This is a genomic window from Fundicoccus sp. Sow4_F4, assembly GCF_052116145.1.
Classification (GTDB): domain Bacteria; phylum Bacillota; class Bacilli; order Lactobacillales; family Aerococcaceae; genus Fundicoccus.
The window spans coordinates 609,690-626,234 of record NZ_JBQKLQ010000001.1; the positions used below are offsets into that span (position 1 = coordinate 609,690).

Annotated in this window: 12 protein-coding genes, 1 pseudogene and 2 other annotated features; of the genes and pseudogenes, 3 read left to right on the forward strand and 10 right to left on the reverse strand. The window is 40.0% G+C overall.

The window, feature by feature from the left end; genetic code table 11:
* Positions 1 to 100 precede the first annotated feature (100 nt).
* Positions 101 to 496 carry a universal stress protein gene (locus ACTQ5J_RS02815; protein WP_441750488.1) on the reverse strand — a complete coding sequence of 132 codons (396 nt, stop codon included), beginning with the start codon at positions 494 to 496 and terminating at the stop codon, positions 101 to 103.
* A gap of 626 nt (positions 497 to 1,122) precedes the next feature.
* Complete coding sequence (locus tag ACTQ5J_RS02820) at positions 1,123 to 3,651, reverse strand: G5 domain-containing protein (RefSeq protein WP_441750489.1); 2,529 nt, start codon at positions 3,649 to 3,651, stop codon at positions 1,123 to 1,125.
* A 309-nt stretch (positions 3,652 to 3,960) separates the two neighbouring features.
* On the opposite strand from ACTQ5J_RS02820, the gene ACTQ5J_RS02825 reads away from it, so the two are divergent.
* Positions 3,961 to 4,257 (forward strand): hypothetical protein, encoded by a 297-nt coding sequence (locus tag ACTQ5J_RS02825; protein ID WP_441750490.1) that lies wholly within the window; start codon positions 3,961 to 3,963, stop codon positions 4,255 to 4,257.
* 507 nt (positions 4,258 to 4,764) lie between these two features.
* Here ACTQ5J_RS02825 and ACTQ5J_RS02830 read toward each other — a convergent pair.
* From ACTQ5J_RS02830 to ACTQ5J_RS02865, 8 genes and pseudogenes are all read right to left on the reverse strand, one after another.
* A pseudogene (locus ACTQ5J_RS02830) lies at positions 4,765 to 4,983 on the reverse strand (universal stress protein); the annotation flags it as partial.
* 481 nt (positions 4,984 to 5,464) lie between these two features.
* Entirely contained in the window at positions 5,465 to 6,685 is a 1,221-nt protein-coding gene (locus ACTQ5J_RS02835; RefSeq protein WP_441750491.1) for an aspartate aminotransferase family protein, read from the reverse strand.
* A 22-nt stretch (positions 6,686 to 6,707) separates the two neighbouring features.
* Positions 6,708 to 7,916 carry a bifunctional glutamate N-acetyltransferase/amino-acid acetyltransferase ArgJ gene (argJ, locus tag ACTQ5J_RS02840; RefSeq protein WP_441750492.1) on the reverse strand — a complete coding sequence of 403 codons (1,209 nt, stop codon included), beginning with the start codon at positions 7,914 to 7,916 and terminating at the stop codon, positions 6,708 to 6,710.
* A gap of 35 nt (positions 7,917 to 7,951) precedes the next feature.
* Positions 7,952 to 8,992, reverse strand: a complete 1,041-nt coding sequence (gene argC / locus ACTQ5J_RS02845; RefSeq protein WP_441750493.1) for an N-acetyl-gamma-glutamyl-phosphate reductase — start codon at positions 8,990 to 8,992, stop codon at positions 7,952 to 7,954.
* Positions 8,993 to 9,028: 36 nt separating this feature from the next.
* Positions 9,029 to 9,880, reverse strand: coding sequence for an acetylglutamate kinase (gene argB / locus ACTQ5J_RS02850; RefSeq protein ID WP_441750494.1), 852 nt, complete (start codon positions 9,878 to 9,880; stop codon positions 9,029 to 9,031).
* A gap of 59 nt (positions 9,881 to 9,939) precedes the next feature.
* Positions 9,940 to 10,148: a binding site (T-box leader), on the reverse strand.
* A gap of 89 nt (positions 10,149 to 10,237) precedes the next feature.
* Positions 10,238 to 10,458 (reverse strand) — a binding site (T-box leader).
* A 184-nt stretch (positions 10,459 to 10,642) separates the two neighbouring features.
* On the reverse strand, positions 10,643 to 11,881 hold the full coding sequence (locus ACTQ5J_RS02855; protein ID WP_441750495.1) for an ABC transporter permease: 1,239 nt from the start codon (positions 11,879 to 11,881) through the stop codon (positions 10,643 to 10,645).
* Complete coding sequence (locus ACTQ5J_RS02860; RefSeq protein ID WP_441750496.1) at positions 11,868 to 12,683, reverse strand: ABC transporter ATP-binding protein; 816 nt, start codon at positions 12,681 to 12,683, stop codon at positions 11,868 to 11,870. Before ACTQ5J_RS02860 ends, ACTQ5J_RS02855 begins: the two co-directional genes overlap by 14 nt.
* 5 nt (positions 12,684 to 12,688) lie before the next feature.
* Entirely contained in the window at positions 12,689 to 14,044 is a 1,356-nt protein-coding gene (locus ACTQ5J_RS02865) for an efflux RND transporter periplasmic adaptor subunit (RefSeq protein ID WP_441750497.1), read from the reverse strand.
* A gap of 624 nt (positions 14,045 to 14,668) precedes the next feature.
* Here ACTQ5J_RS02865 and ACTQ5J_RS02870 point away from each other — a divergent pair.
* Both ACTQ5J_RS02870 and ACTQ5J_RS02875 read left to right on the forward strand, forming a co-directional pair.
* The gene (locus ACTQ5J_RS02870; protein ID WP_441750498.1) at positions 14,669 to 15,493 is read left to right on the forward strand and encodes an NCS2 family permease; all 825 of its coding nucleotides are present in this window, start codon (positions 14,669 to 14,671) and stop codon (positions 15,491 to 15,493) included.
* Position 15,494: 1 nt separating this feature from the next.
* Positions 15,495 to 16,034 (forward strand): phosphoribosyltransferase family protein, encoded by a 540-nt coding sequence (locus ACTQ5J_RS02875; protein ID WP_441750499.1) that lies wholly within the window; start codon positions 15,495 to 15,497, stop codon positions 16,032 to 16,034.
* Positions 16,035 to 16,545: the final 511 nt, after the last annotated feature.

Genomic DNA, 16,545 nt, shown 5'->3' on the forward strand with positions numbered 1-16,545 from the left:
GTTATCTGTTCTCCAGAAATTACGAGATAAAGCAGGTGTTTAATCTGCTGTTTATCAGCAAAATTAAACACCCGCATCATATTGACTCTTCTCACTTATCTTAACGAACAATCAAGACATCACACCGAGCATGCCGGATTACATAGTCTGTCGTTGATCCAATCACCATTCTTCCAACTCTTCCTTTGCCAGTTGCTCCCATAATGATTAAATCAATCGACCATTCATCGACTAAAATTGTCGCAATTTGGCTTCGAGCCTCTCCATACACTAATAATTTATTGACGGTTACACCATGATTCTCCGCATACTCACTTAAGGATTTTAAGAATGACTCCCTCTCAGGTTTCGGAAGGTTCTCATGTCCCTCTTTGAGAACTTGTACGAGATAAACACTGCTATTCACCTCAGAAGCATATTCAATGCCTCGTTTAAACGCATCAATTGACTGTTGTGACCCATCTACCGGTAACATAATGTTTTTTACTTTTGACATGTTGACTACCGCCTTTCTTTTGTAAGCGCAAACAACCTTTCATTCTAAGTATAATTCAACCGAACCCTAATTCACAACATCTTGTCAAATTTATCGATAAATAACACCCGAAAACTAAGTTTAAATCAACTTTAGCTTTGCAAAGTTTTTCCTCCCCGTTTATTGATAAAGTCTTGCCCTCTCCACAATCGTGGCTAGACCATTTCCTCATGCAAAATGGTTTAGAGGACAAAGAAGTTAACAGGAATCCAATATTGATTCATTATTATGATATGGCGAACGATGAATTACAGTGCTTACTGTATCGTTAAATGATGACAGCCACCCAAGTTGTAAAGTTCTGCTAAAGTTTTCTGCCATAACTAAATTTCTCTTAACAGTTTGACGGCACCTTAAAAATGAAACTAAACGATATCCAATTGAGTTCAGTTAGTTCACTTATGAGATTAAAAATCGAAAATCAGCTGTCAATAAAGGATAACGAGTTGTATATAAATTACAAAACCGTTTTTTTATTTTTAAGAACCACTAATAGATTCAGAACGCCAACTTCCTAAAAACATTTTTATGAATAGAATAAAAAAACTAGGAAAGCACATGGCTTAGACCTAGTTTAAGGTAGTACTTTACTTAACGCTGTCATCTGTGACAGTGACAGAACCTTCAATTGTTGATGTAGTTTCTAGTACTGCAATAGCTTCTATAGGAATAACTTCAGATACAGTATCACTCACTTCTGGAGTAGATTCTGCGCTATCTGATTCAAACGCTTCTTCTACCTGGTCTGATGATTTAGTATCGTTATTTTCCTCAATTATGTCAGTAGATTCCTCTGTTTTCAGATCAGTTTCTAATATAAAGTCTGCTTGTTCCACAAAAGAGTCTAAAGTACTATCATCATCATTTAAATCTGATATTAATGAAACTTCTTCAGTATCTAAGTTTAAGGTTTGCATTGTATTGTTGGTTTCTTTCCATCTTGCATAAAAGGTGTATGATCCGGTGTAATCATAGTCATTTACTATGTTGCCATTTCCAAATTGAACACCATCACTATTATACCATCCATCGAAACGATGGCCTTCTCTTTCTGGAGTAGGGAATTCTAAAAAATCGCCATCTATATGGTCCGGAATAGTCAACAATTTTTCTTCCCCTAAGTCAAAAATAATATTCATGTACTTGCCCAAAGCGGGGTAAAGTGTGGTATTCGATTCAACGGTAATTTGATTTGAAGCGTAGTCTTTATCCATAAAATCTGTTGCCCAGCCGTAAAATTTATATCCTTCTCTATAATAATCAGGCAAGTCAATAGTCTCCCCTCGCTCAGCTACATACACAACGGGTGCTTTGGGCACTTGATTATTAAATTCACTGTAACCATAATCGAGGAATAAGTAAACTTCATCTTTTCCAGCAGGTGGTAAAGGTTCTGCATCCTTAACCCAATTAGGATGTAGTCTTTGTTCTTGATATCCCACATTTTCTACAAGAGAATTATCAGTAATATGAGAACTGACTCTATCAATTAGTGCATGCCAACCCCATAATTCAAAGCCTTCAACTTTTGGCATTAGAGGAAATTCACCTTGAAATGTTTGGCCCTCCAACAAAATAATAGGTTCAGTAGCGAAAGAATTAATATATTCCATATAATCTTCACCGTAATATCCATTCCTTTGGTCTTCTGGGGTCATTAAAAGATAGCTGACTTTATATTTATTTAACCATTGAGGGTATAAAGTTATATCTTCTGTAATTGGTGTATTACTATCATAATGCGTGCCTTTCTCACCATAATACTTCATGTCAATTTTATCTTTATCAGCCCAACCTACAAAAACGGCTCCCTGAGTTTCACTCATAGTTGGTAAAATTAATGTATCCCCTTTTTTTACTTTAATGGATTCAATCATCTCTTCAGAAAATTGAAAAGAGGTATTAAAACTTACTGTTACATATTCAACAACAGCTTCTTTTGTTCCATTTTCAATTATCTGATTAACAGGATCCGAGGTAACTTCTTCCTTAACCAATTTACGAGAAATTTCTTTTCCATTGTGATAGGTTACTTCATAGACTTTAGTCTTGACTCCTTGTTTTCCTACTTGTACGACAATGCTTTCACCAATTTCAAGGTCTGCATTCTCTCGTGTAATTGTTTCGAAGGACATACTTTCATTCAGTGTGACATTTTCATAAGTGACTTTAATTGTTTCTTGCTCTCCAGGGTCTACTTCCTTATCTGGGTCCTCAGGATTTACTTCACCCGGTGTTTCTGATTCATTTGACGTGTCTGACTCGTCTGGGGTGTCTGACTCATCTGGTGTTTCTGACTCGTCTGGGGTGTCTGATTCATCTGGGGTGTCTGATTCGTCTGGATTCTCCGATTCGTCTGGATTCTCCGATTCATCTGGTGTGTCTGAATCGTCTGGATTCTCTGATTCACCTGGTGTGTCTGACTCGTCTGGATTCTCTGATTCACCTGGTGTGTCTGACTCGTCTGGATTCTCTGATTCTTCTGGGTTGTCTGATTCGTCTGGTGTGTCTGACTCGTCTGGATTTTCTGATTCAACAGGTTTTACTGGTGTTGCTGGTTTAACCGTCTCAACTGTTGCTACCGGTGTGGCTTGCTCAGATGATTGTACTTGGCCTTGTTTTACACTGAAATTTACCTCGATAACATTGATCAAGATATCGCCTGTCAATACAAAGTTCTTATTGTCAATCCCATTTGCATCCGCCAACTCTTGTACGTCTTTATTTACTGCCTCTGAGATTACACCTAATGTGTCTCCCCATTGGAATACATATGCTTCTAAGCCTAAATCTTGTTGACGTGCGATTTCTGCTTTTACTTGCTCCAATGTGTTTTGTTCCCAATTAGTAGTTACGCCATCTAATGCGTTTAATGTCTCTGCTTTAATTAACTCTAAACCAGCTAATTCTGCCTTACCTTCAAACTTTGTAGATGCATCCGATGTTAATACATACTTAACTGCTGACTCACTTGTTTCTGCTGATGCTTGTGCTGGTGTAGAAATTAGACCTACGCTGCCGATTAGAGATACCGATACCCAGATTCTTTTTACTTTACGCATTACCTTATGTACCTTAAGGTCTCTATGGTACTCTCGCCTTGTTATGTGTGTCAAACATGATTCCCCCTTTTAAATGTATATATATAAGATTGTAATTACCCGTCAAATATAGCATAATCCTGTTTGTTTTTGTCAAACCGTTGCATAACTGCACAATAATCACAATGTATATTGTACATATACTCTATATGTACCTGTCAACCTCGTCCGCTTACTGTCTTAGTGGGTCTGTGTGATAAATAATATCGTTATAAACTACCTGAAAACAGGTATGGAGCGCTGACGTCTTGTGAAAAAAGGTTCCACTCTCATTAAAATGCTTGTGAATTAGTCTGGTTAATGTAAAGCCTGTATAAGGTGGGTATGATTAACGTTAATAACTCAGAAGAAATATCCCCTAAGGTCAGAAGGATTGTTCTTGCGGATAAAACAAGGTTTACTGAAACCCTCAGTTTTTTGGACAGATTTGAAAATCCCGAAATTGGTAAATGGTCTTATTTTGGTTGGCGCAACTCTGTATATGGTGATGACATTGTATCTAAAAGAAACCCTAAGTCTGTTGGTTTAAGTCAAATTGTCCATTTTGATGAGATGTCTTTTGGCTTAAGGATGCAATACTTAAATATGAGCAACCCTCATTGTTGTTTCCACCATTACTAAAGATGTTGACAGTATGGTAAAGTTTTCGTCACTCTTTTATTACTAAAAAGGGACACGAAGCCGACACTATGGGAAACTTAATAATATTCCGTGATACGGTAACTTGATAACGACTACAAAAATTTAAAGGTTATGTAGATACTAGTAACTCTGACCTTTAATTCTTCTGCGTTTTCTTAGTACGATTTATAGCATCACTTTTAAGACATTATATTTATTTTTTATCAACAGCAAGTGTAACAAATTCAATAACATCAATAGAAACTATAATAAATTCTAGAGGCAATATATGGGTATCAAATTTGTTGATCTTTCGCAGGAGAGTTGACTATGGTTTACAGGAAAATAGCTAGATAGATTTCGAATTAGAATGATTAAAGCTAATCATATTATATGGCTCCAATTACTTCTTGATTAACTGTCTGTCGCTTGCCCAAGCATAACTAAATAAAACGAGTATTTAACTAGCTGAATTTCAGCTGGATTAAATACTCGTTCTTTTATTCATTATTGACGGACAACTAGAACGTCACATTTGGCGTGGCGTATCACAAAGTCTGTCGTTGATCCAATCAACATCTTTTCGATTCTTCCTTTTCCAGTGGCTCCCATTATGATTAAATCAAAGGACCATTTCTCGACTAAGTCTGAAGTAATTTGAGTACGAGCTTCTCCATAAATTAATGATTTAGTTACTCTGACACCCTGTTTCTCAGTAAATTCAGCTAAGGATTTTAAAAAGGACTCTTTTTCGTGTTTCGGAAGATCTTCTTACCTTTAATTAAATACCTGTACGAGATAAGTCTACTGTTCAACTCAGAAGCATAGCCAATTCCCCGTTTAAATGAACCAATTGACTGTTGAGAGCCATCTACCGGTAACATATTTTTTTTTGTTATTGACATTTTGGACACCGCCTTTATTTCTTTGTAAGCGCGAACATTTAGTTAGTCTAAATATCAAACATCTGGACCATAAAGCAAAACATCTTGTCAAATTTCAATCAAAATAATCCCTGCAAACTATGTGTTAATCACTTTAGCTTGCAGGGATTATAGAGTGTTTTAGCTAGATAGTTTGCGAATCTCAATAGTTGCGATACTATCATCCGTTACTGGCCCTTGCAGACAAGAGTTTTTATCCGACAATATTGAGACGGCGGCTCTATATTAAGTCTCTGAGTCATTGGCCTGCTTTCACAATATCACTAAAATTGCCTAGCCTTTTCAGACAACTTTTCCAAAACAGATTTAAAAATGGTTAAGAAATAGTCCATTTCTCGTTTGGTCACGGTTAATGGTGGCAGGATTCGGAGAACATTATGTTTAGAACTTGTCACTAATAAGCCTTGTTCGTAAGCTAAGCGAATAACCTCAGTCACTGGCACATCTAATTCAATCCCGATTAATAAGCCTTTCCCTCTGATTTCTTTGATTACAGGAAAACTCTGCTGTAAACTAGTCAGTTTTTCAACTAAATAGCGACTTTGTTGTTGGACATTGGCTAACAAGTCACGTTCTTTAATCGCCTTGACAATGTACAGGCCAGCCGCTGTTGCGAGTGGATTGCCTCCAAAGGTTGATCCGTGGGCACTTAGTCCGAAATGTCTAGCCGTCGCTTCAGTCGCGAGTACTGCGCCAATTGGGACACCTCCGCCCAAGCCCTTGGCTAATGTGATTATATCTGGTTGCAAACTTGTTTGTTGAAAGGCAAACATTGAACCGGTTCTCCCCATTCCTGTTTGTATTTCATCGATCAAAATCAAAACGTTGGCTTCCTTTTGAATTTGGTTGACCGTTTCAATGAACGCATCACTCATCAGATTAATCCCACCTTCTCCTTGAATCACTTCTAAGAGGATGGCACATGTATTGGAGGTAAGCGCATGTTTCAACGCTTGAGCGTCATTAAAAGGCACATAGTTGAACCCAGGTACTACCGGTCCAAAGCCATGATGCATTTCTTTTTGACCAGTAGCTGTTAAGGACGCAATCGTTCGACCATGGAAGGATTGCTGCATCGTGATTATTTCAACAGCAGACTCGCCTTTGGCTTCCAAACCCCATTTACGGGCTAATTTAATTGCTCCCTCATTGGCTTCGGTTCCGGAATTGGCGAAGAAGACTTTTGCTAATCCTGAGACTTCAACGAGTGCTTCAGCAAGCTCGATTCCAGGAAGTGTCCAGTATAAATTTGATGTGTGAATGAGCTGCTTTGCTTGTTGAGTGATCGCCTCGACGAGTCCTTCATCTGCATGTCCTAGAACATTTGTCGCAATGCCTGAAACAAAATCTAAGTAGTCTTTGCCGTCATCAGCTGTTACCCAAGCCTGTTTGCCGCTGACTAGCAATTTTTCATCACGTTTATAGGTATTCATCAAGACAGCTTCGCCACGTTTTACGATTGCTTCTTTACTAATGTTCTCCATCACAATTTCCTCCTATCTTGTTTTAACTGCGATAATCGGCATTGATTTTAATATAATCCACTGTCATATCACACGTCCAAACTTCCGCTTGAAAATTTCCAATACCTAAATCAATCAGAATGCTCAGCTCTTTTTCTGACATGATCTCAGCTGCTGACTCTTCATCAAAAGTTAAGCCGATCCCCTGAGAACAAAGCGCAACTTGTCCCTTTTTAGAGGCAATCGCAATATCAATTTTAGTCGGATCCAGTTCATCTGGTTGACATTGACCTATTGCAGAAATGATTCTGCCCCAGTTAGCATCTTGACCAAAAATAGCAGTTTTTACCAGGCTGGATGTCGCGACTTCTTTGGCAATTTTCACTGCGTCTGTTTGATTCTGTCCGCCTTTAACGAGTACTTCAACGTATTTCGTTGCGCCTTCGCCATCGGCAGCCATCATCTTCGCTAAGTCTTGGCACAACTGTTCCAAGCTTTGATAAAATGTGGCCAGTTTTTCTTCATTCCATTCAATTTTAAGTTCACCTGTTGAAGCTAAGAATACTGTGTCATTAGGACTAGTATCGCCATCGACTGTTAAGCGATTAAAGCTATTATCAACTACTTTTGACAACATTATGTTTAGTTCTGCTTGATCAAGCGCCACATCGGTCACTAAATAGGATAACATAGTCCCTAAATTAGGGTGAATCATGCCAGACCCCTTAGTAATGCCTGCGATTTTAATCGACTGTTGATCGATTTTAAATTCATATGCTAATTGCTTAGGATGTGTATCGGTTGTCATCATCGCCTCGACGGCGGTGATTGAGTCTTGATCCGTTAGTTGACTGGTCAATTGTTGAACCTTCTCATCAAAATTGTTCAATGTCAGCGGGACGCCAATTACACCTGTTGAACAGATTAAGACTTCCGTTACCTTGATATTTAAGTCATCTGCTAAGGTTTGGGCCATTTTTTGAACAGCCATGTCGCCTCGAACGCCATTACACGTATTGGCGTTTCCGCTATTAGTCAGAATTGCTTTAACAATCGAATGTTGTTCGAGTAAGTGGCGATCATACACAATATGATGGGATTGAATCGCATTTTTGGTATACACTCCAGCCACTGTGGCACCCTTGGGAAAGTAAATCAAGCCAAGATCTTTTTTATTCGCCTTTAAGCCTGCATGAATGCCCGATGCGAAAACTGAATTAATGGCACACAAGCCACCCGCTATTTTTTTCATTTAATTTCCTGCTTTCCATTCATATTTGGTTATCATTAAGGAACTAGGGGCATTAAGTTCAAACCTTTTGTTTCAGTTAAACCAAACATTATGTTCATATTCTGAACGGCTTGGCCAGAGGCACCTTTGACCAAATTATCGAGAATGACTAGAATGATCAAACGATTCGTCCGTTCGTCTACCTGAATTTGTAACTGGCAATTGTTGGTCCCACGGATCGATTTCAATTCAGGTAATTGACCGATTGGTAAGACTTGAATAAAAGCTTCCTCGCTATACTTTTCTTGGAACATTTGGTGAAGGGCCGCTTCGTTAACTTTTTCTGTCAAATTGACATAGATAGTGGTGAAAATGCCGCGTTCAATCGGCAATAAGTGAGGGGTAAATTGAATTTGAACCGGCTGTTTCGTTTGAGCTTGGAGTTCTTGTTCAATTTCTGGAATGTGACGATGTTTCAGCACATTATACGCTTTAAAATTACCTTGCAATTCAGCTAATAAAGTGGCAGTATTCGCACTTTTCCCTGCACCGCTTGCTCCTGATTTGGCATCAATGATGATCGACTGAGTATCAATGAGCGTCGAGTTGATAATCGGTAGCAAGCCTAACAAGGCACTTGTGACAAAACAACCTGGATTCGCAATGAGTCGGGCATCTTTTATCCGTTCGCGATTGATTTCAGGCAAACCATAGACCGCAGTCTCTAGAAACTCTGGCGCCGTCTGTTTAACTTGGTAGTACTCTTCATAAACCGCTCTATCTTTGATTCTAAAATCCGGGCTCAAATCAATCAATTTGACCGGATAATTTTGCGCTTCTTTAACCAGATTCATCGCATGTCCATGAGGTAAACAGACAAAGACGACGTCACTTTCACCTAAGACACTTTCTGATTGATAGTCGCTAAACGTTAGATCAATCAATCCACTTAAATGAGGGTAATACGTTGCCACTGACTGCCCAGCTAATCGGGTCGAAGTTAAATAATTGAATTCAATATCATCTCTAAGAATCAACAAGCGAATCAGTTCACTCCCCGTGTAACCAGTAGCTCCTATAATACTCACTTTAATCATCATCAGTTCTCCTTTTCTTTGCCTAAATAGAATGAATCAATGCGTAATCATTGTCCCAATGCCTTGCTTAGTGAATAACTCAAGTATAAGCGAATGCTTAATTGTGCCATTAATAATGTGACAACGTTGGACGCCGCCTTCGAGGGCTACTAAGCAACACTCTAATTTTGGAATCATACCGCCGCTAATAATCCCCTCTTCGATGGCCGAGCGCATACCTTGAATATCTAATCGACTAATCAAGGTCGACGGATCGTTAAAGTCACGGTAGACTCCCGCCACATCAGTTAATAGAATTAGTTTTTCAGCCTCAAGCGCTTTAGCAATCTGACTCGCGGCTTCATCGGAGTTTATATTTAAACTGAGTCCGTCTGGCCCATAGGCAATTGGTGAAATTACAGGTAGAAAGCCGCCTTCGATGACATGATTTAGATAGCTCGTATTAACCTTCGTTATTTCACCGACTAACCCCAGTTCATCTGATTTTAATTCCGCTTCAAGTATTTTATTATCTTTGCCGCTGACGCTGACCGTAGGAATACCGTTCGCATTGAAAAGTGTCGTTAAAGAGGGAGACACACTGCCCGTCAAAACCATTTCAATATTCTGCATGATTTCAGGCGTTGTAACACGCAACCCATCGATGAAGCGTGTTTCAATTCCCTTAACTTTCAGGAGTTGATTGATTTCAGGCCCGCCACCGTGCACGATCACCGGCTTCATTCCGACATACTTTAACCAGACAATATCACTAATCACTTGCTCACGAATCTCAGGTGATATCATCGCGTGGCCACCATATTTGATTACAACGACTTTATTGTGAAAATTCTTAATGTACTCCAAACTTTCGATTAATATTTCTGCTTTTTCATTGTCATTTTTCATAATAACTCCCTACTTTCATTTAACTCAAATACCCCATCTCAATGCTTGGGTTTCACAAACATAGAGACGAGGCTAACCCGCGGTACCACTCTAATTAATCAGTCATCTTACTTACTGATTCACTTTAAAATCATAACGTTGATTCTACGTCTCGCTTTTATGCGAGAAATCTCCAAAGTGCGATTCAGTTACTTCGATCAGTAGACTCTCATCGTCTCCACCTCGCTGTCGATCCTCCATAACTTACTAGCTTTATCCTAGATTGTCTGTAAAATTAAATTCCTTTGACGACTTAACCGCATGAAAGGCGATAAAAACCTGGAAAGCGAAAAAGCCCGTCTCAAATGCTCATTGAACATTTGAGACGGACTTATCCGCGGTACCACTCTAATTAATCTAGTTTCCTAGATTCACTTTAATTGTTAACGCTGAACAGTTTCAGCGAAGCCAGCTATATCCAATCTCAATTCACTGGTTTTCTCGTAAGTGCGCTTCAAACATCAATCGGCAGTAGGCTTCCACCGTCCCTACTTCGCTGTGGCCTCATGATGATTTACTCTCTTACTCATCGAATTCCTTATTAAGTTATCAGCATCTTATCACCGAAATAACTCAAAGTCAACCGTAATATTAATTTTAGATTAGAATCCCTTCGTAAAATTAGTTTTTATTCATTTAGTGATTCAGAATTAGACAGTGTTTATCATAAAACTTGTACTCTCTTGTATCTTTTTCAAGTGAATTTCTCTTAAGAATCTGAAACTAACGTAATATTTCAACCACATTTTTACGTGATGCTGCCCTGGCAGGAAACACACTGAAGACTAAACCAATTAAAATGGACACTCCGACACTAACCATGGCTGTTTGAACATCGACAATCGCTGAGAATGGTAAAAATCTACTGACTGAAAAAGCTAAGCCTATCCCAGCAAAATAGCCGACTAAGCCACCTAGGGTGGTAATCGCAATACCTTCTAAAAGAAATTGCCATTGGATACTCTTGCGCGTAGCACCTAATGAACGACGAATCCCGATTTCTTTGGTGCGTTCGGATACAGAAATATACATCATGTTCATTACGCCGACACCTGCAATAAATAACGAGATACTCGCAACTGCTGAAATAAACAGTGTAATCATACTGAGTGTATTGCCAATTTGTTCCATCATTTCTGAACTATCATAATAAGTGTAGCTGCCATCTTCAGCGGCAGACCCATTCTGTGTTAAGTAATCTGAAATCTGTTGACTAATGGTTTTCATATTAACGCCTGCTTCAAAGAAGACAGTAATTTCCCAATTATAAAAGTTTTGGGGATTATAGTACTGAAAGGTCTCATAAGGTATTTCTACCTGGCTCATCACGGTGTACATGCCGCCCATGTCACCAAAGCCCATCCCATCATCTTCATTAGTAAAAGCAGCTTGACTATCATAGACACCAACAACAGTATAGTCGCTGCCATCGAGATCAAGTGATTTGTGTAAGGCTTTTTCAGGATCGCCAAATAGTTCACTTGCCGCAAAACTATCGATGATCGCATATTTCTGACGGTATTGAGAATCGGCGATCGTTAGATTACGTCCGACAAGCAATGTATAATTACTTTCTTCGACCAGCGCCACATCATAGGAGTTGGTAATGTTTCGAAAAGTTGCCGACATGTAGGTCGCTTGCTGGGGAATATCTTCGGCCGTTCGTACTTCATCGACACCTGGAATCAGGTCGATCGCTGCTAAGTCGCTATTTTTGAAAGGCTGAAAACTACTAAAGTCAATGTCCATATTGGTTGGGTTATAATAAAAAGCCTGACTTGATCTTCCTAGCTCATCTTGAGCTAATTCATCCAGAGTTTGTTTTTGGAAGCCATTGCCTAAACTCATAATCGTGATTACTGCCGCTATACCGATGACAATCCCAATCATCGTCAGAAACGTCCGTCGCCCATTCATCCGCAAAGTCGCCAAGGATGACTTGAGTATTTCACTTAAGCGCATCATTCACCCTGCTTTCTTTGCCTGTTAGATCAATCGTAGTCAGTCGGTCCCCTGGTAGGTAGCCTAACTGGTTTTGATCGTAATCTTGTGAAGCTGCTTGAACTACTCCGTCGACAATTGTAATATGACGTGAGGCAAATTGACGGCTTCTTGGATCATGGGTGACCATAATAATTGTCACCCCTTGTTCTTTGTGTAAGTTAGTTAAGATAGCCATGATGGCAGCAGATGTTTTAGTATCTAGGGCTCCTGTCGGTTCGTCAGCAATAATAAACTGTGGTTGATTAATTAAGGCTCTAGCAATCGCCACGCGCTGTTTCTGTCCGCCGGATAGTTCGGACGGTTTTTGTTTTAATTTATCTGCTAAACCAACTTTATCTAAGGCGTCTTTCACCCGGTCCTTTGTCTGTCTAGCGGACAAGCCATTATATAAAAGAGGCAAACGGACATTTTCTTCAACCGTCATATTTGCGATTAAATTAAAGTCTTGAAACACAAAGCCGACGCGTTTGTTTCTAAGGGCTGAAATCTGTTGGTCCGTTCTATGTTCGAGTGCCTTGCCTTCAAACAGATAGTCTCCTTCAAAGTCATTGTCCAAGAAACCTAAGACATTAATCAGGGTAGATTTACCCGATCCAGAAGGTCCCATGATTGAGACAAAATCATTCTTGTAGATTGTTAATTCCACATTTTTGAGTACATGTAATAACTGGTCGCCCATTTGATAATATTTGTTAAGTTGTTTAATTTGAATCAAGGGGCTATTAGATGCTAAGAGTTTTTCTGCTTCCTGCTGATTCATTACACTCACCAACTATCTTCCAAATTTTCTGGTAAGCCGTCGAACTCAGTGTTCAATCCCATCAGATCAATATCTGTCATAATGCTTTGACCATCTTGTAAGTCGTAAGGATGCAGGACTAGTGCCTCTCCACTTGTTAACTCACGGAGAACCACCCGGTTAGTCCCTTGTTGTTCAATCGTGACTGCCCGTTTTTCAACCCTGCCATCTTGATAAACAAAGACAAAACTTTGGCCGGCCTCTTCGGTAATCGCTTCGGTCGGGATCACAACGCCTGGTAATTGAATCCCTATTTTCACAGAGAAGCCTGGTTGAATAAATGTTTCTGGTTGAATTGTAAAATTAAATTGGCTACTGCTTGAGCTTGAACCGATCATCTGATTGACCGCCTGCCCCGAATCACTAGCTGTACTAGCGGCGGGAATTTGATCGAAAGCGGTGATTTCACCTGCGACCTCGCGGTCCTCTGCATTCACGTAAAGATTGACTGGTCGCCCTTCTGCTAGTGTATAATACTCATATTCAGTCACCGAGCCGACGACCGATACCTGATCACTAATGATGCGCACAAAGGGGACTTGTGAGTTGTCCTTGCCTGCTTCATTTAAGATGACCATGCCCTCAGACTTGGCGAGGATTCGGCCATATTGTTGTTCCTTGAGGCGGATCAATTTGATTTCGATATCCTCTATCTGTTGATTCAGCAGGCGGATTTGTTCCTTGAGTGCGTCTACACCAGAGGCTATCTCTTCCTCGACTTGCGAGGGACTTTCAGTACTAGCTGAGTCACCAATTTCTTCCTCGATATAATACGCTTGTTTGCCAGAATAATCCCAATGGCTAGAAATCTTGTCGCCTTGATAATTATAATCAGCACCTGACAGCTGAGTGAGTTCTAGAAGTAAGTTTTCCCGCTGATTATATAATCGAGTTTGGTCTTTAAGTGTATCCTCAAGGTCATATTGCGTCTGTTGACTGTCAACTTCATATGCAAATAGGAGATCGTTTTTCTTCACATGTTGCCCGTCTCTAACTTGGACGCTGGTAATATTTCCCATCTCAGCATTATAGAAATACGGTTGATCTGTTTGCAGATGTGCGATTCCACTGACCGATACCGGATCTTGTTGATACAGTCTAAAGGTTGAATAAACCATCGAATCTGCTGTTTGGCCAGCTAATAATGGCTTCCCGTCCAATATTTCTGTCGAATTCACCATTTCAGGTCCGGTTTGAGCGACTTGCATCTGATTTCCCTGTGCGCTGCCACTAAAGAAAAGCGAGCGAAGTACATAGCCCAAAGCCAGCAACAACACTAATAGGCCTACCGAAATCTCAATCATAACTTTGTGTTGCTTCATAATTTCCTCATTTCCATTACAAAATATTTAAATTAACCTAATATTATTTTATTATACTGTTTGGCTATTAAACCTACAAGTGAATCCCTTAACTAAATACTTAAAATCCAAACTAAATTTTAAGTATTTCGATGTGGATAGAATTCTTTGGCGAGAGTGAGTGATTCGTCGTTTTATAGTCGACTGTTAATCGAATAGCGGAAATTAAATGAACGGACTTGTGGACTATTGTGTGTGTTTCAATCCCCAACTAGGCCAAAAGGCGAACGTTAACAGTAAAATTTTATCCAATATTAACAAATATTTTAAATCTGTTCCTTATTTAATTTATAGTATGAGTAGAAAAACAGACAGGATGGAGTGTTTGATTAGTGGATTTTATTCAAGATTTATTGGCAGCAATTGGAGTTGTTATTAATGGCATCCCTCAAGGGATTCTAGCGTTATCGTTCGGTTTTGCGGCCTTTCCGACAGGGCTCGGCTTTGCTTTTGCTGCGATTGCGAATGTTCTAACGGGATCGGTTGCACCGGTCTCATTTCAAGTCGAAACTATAACCGTTGCCGGAACTATGGGTGATAACAAGCGTGAAAGGGTCTCCTTAATTTTTTTATGCTGCAATTATTATGACAGTCATTGGCTTATTTGGCTTGATGGAACAATTAGTCGACTTTATCGGTGTAGAAATTACCGCGGGTATGATGGCTGGTGTAGGTCTAATCCTTGTTAAAGCTGCGATCGATATGGCAAAGAGTAATCCTTGCGTTGGTATTATTTCCTTTGTAACTGCCTTGGTAGTCTACATTTTCACACATGACTTAGTCTATACGATTGTTTCTTCAGTCGTGCTCGCCACCCTCTATTCTGCCGTCTATAAGAAACAGTTCTTTCACTTACCTGAAGATGTGACGCAGAAAAAGTTATCCTTCATAAAACCACAAGCTTTAAATTTGAAGATTGCCCGAGGCGCCTTAGCACTAGCGTGTTTGAACATCGGTTCTAATATTTCCTTTGGGATGATTACGGGCAGTATGACCGGAGCAGAAACTAATCCAGTCAATGTTGATACGCTAACCGTGGTCAGTTCCGTTGCAGACTTTGTCACCAGTCTCTTTGGAGGCGCCCCACTTGAATCGATTATTTCTGCAACCGGAAGTGCCCCCAATCCTGTGCTATCTGGCGTTTTAATGATGACAATCATGGCATTGATTTTATTCTTTGGTATTCTGCCTAAACTCGGAAAGTTTGTGCCGATGGAATCGATTGCTGGCTTCTTATTTGTACTAGGCGCAGTGGTCACGACACCCTCAAATTTCTCAGCCGGTTCAGCCATTGACCCTATGACAACGGGCATCACCATGATTGTGAGTTACTTCTTCGATCCATTCTTCGGGATGATTGCCGGCATGATTGTCAAGTTCTTACTACCACTATTAGGAGTGACTTTATAAAATGAAAACTTATAACTTATCGATTGTTGGCTTAACTCGCCAATTACCCATTGTTCGTTTATCCGATAATCTATCGATAGCCTCTTTCGTCCTTCTGGGCGATACCGAGCTCGCACGGCTGGGCGCACAAGCCTTAGCTGAAAAAATAACCCTTCCTTTTGATTTTTTTCTCACAGCCGAGGCCAAGGGCATTCCACTTGTTCAATGTATTGCTCAGGAGTTTAACCACCCGAAATTTTATGTGGCTCGTAAAACAGTCAAAGCTTACATGGAACAACCACTGACGACAGAAGTTTATAGCATAACGACCCAGGCGGTTCAAACGCTCGTTTTAGATGGCCGCGATGTTCTAGAACTCAAAGGCAAACGCGTTGTCTTAATCGATGATGTGATTAGCACTGGCGATTCTTTAGCTGCCCTGAAGAATTTGGCCGAAGATGCAGGCGCTGTGGTTATCGACCAAATTGCCCTGCTTGCCGAAGGTCCAGCTAGCGAACGGACCGACATCAAATTTTTAGAAAAGTTACCACTATTTAAGTAAGAGACCCTTCTGTCCATAATGCGCCCCCATTTACTGCCGCCTCATGATAGGTTGTAATTGATGGGGGCTTTTTATTTCATACTAGATGACCTTGTGAATTATACTCAGCCATTCAGGTGGCGAAAAAAGAGCCACACCGGAAACGAGGGCCATCCGGTGTCACCCCAATTTAAAAACCGGAAATTGCGTCGCTTGAGTCGTATTACTGTCTTCGAGAAGATACCTTCTGTTTCGATTCTTGTAGTCTCAGTTAAGCTCACGCTTTTCACGTATAGAAAGATCAAAAGGTGTGCTGGCGAGCAAACACGATGTAAAGTCTGTGCATTTTTATCAAATCGTCGTGAAACGAAGTGAAGGACACTTTTGTATTTTCAAGCAGTCTGTAGGTTCTTGTTCGAGTAAATTACTGGTCGCTAAATTCAAATAAATATGTTTTTTGATGCGTGGCTAAGCGAGCCACGATGTGAAACAGTCCTCAGAATACGTGGATCAAGTAGCCATAATCTGCACA